Origin of the sequence: Thiolapillus sp. (assembly GCF_048562965.1) — a bacterium.
GTDB classification, from domain to species: Bacteria; Pseudomonadota; Gammaproteobacteria; order Chromatiales; family Chromatiaceae; genus Thiolapillus; species Thiolapillus brandeum_A.
In genome coordinates, this window is record NZ_JBHNMF010001644.1 from 1 (window position 1) to 524 (window position 524).

At 53.8% G+C, this 524-nt stretch carries 1 protein-coding gene; it reads left to right on the forward strand.

Annotated features, from left to right (window positions below):
- Positions 1-201: 201 nt before the first annotated feature.
- Entirely contained in the window at positions 202-450 is a 249-nt protein-coding gene (locus tag ACOCD2_RS25985) for a hypothetical protein (protein ID WP_419584764.1), read from the forward strand.
- Positions 451-524 lie beyond the last annotated feature (74 nt).

Genomic DNA, 524 nt, shown 5'->3' on the forward strand with positions numbered 1-524 from the left:
CACCCGGTGTGGCGTCCTGCCAGTGTGGTCCATCACAGAACACCTCAATGGGTGCCCGATAGCTGAGGCATTTCCTGGGCCGTAGATTCAGCTTACGTTCCACCTCAGCGATCTCCTCGTCTGTCACTTGATCGAACAAGTGCGTCTTCGACCTCGTCGATAAATTTTGGGACATCCCAGTCCCCAAAATCGACTCGGCCTTTGACAACCTATTTGTGCCCCAGCCGTCCTGGTCACCAAGCACTGCGCAACAACTTCGCAAGCTCGTTGCTGCTCGGTACTTGGCTCCCAATGACTGGACACCGCGTTTGGATGCCTACTTGCTTCCCCTCTGGCGCTATGCGCACGACGGGTAAGCAGTGCGGCCTCGCGGCTACTGGGGACTACCAGACTTCGCTTCGCTCTCCATGGCTGGCAGCGGTTTATGATCTATCGGGACTTGACACCTAAGCAACATGTAATAGCCATATGGTAATGGGAGCACTCCAATAAATAGCATACCAGCAGCAATAAATAAGATTACT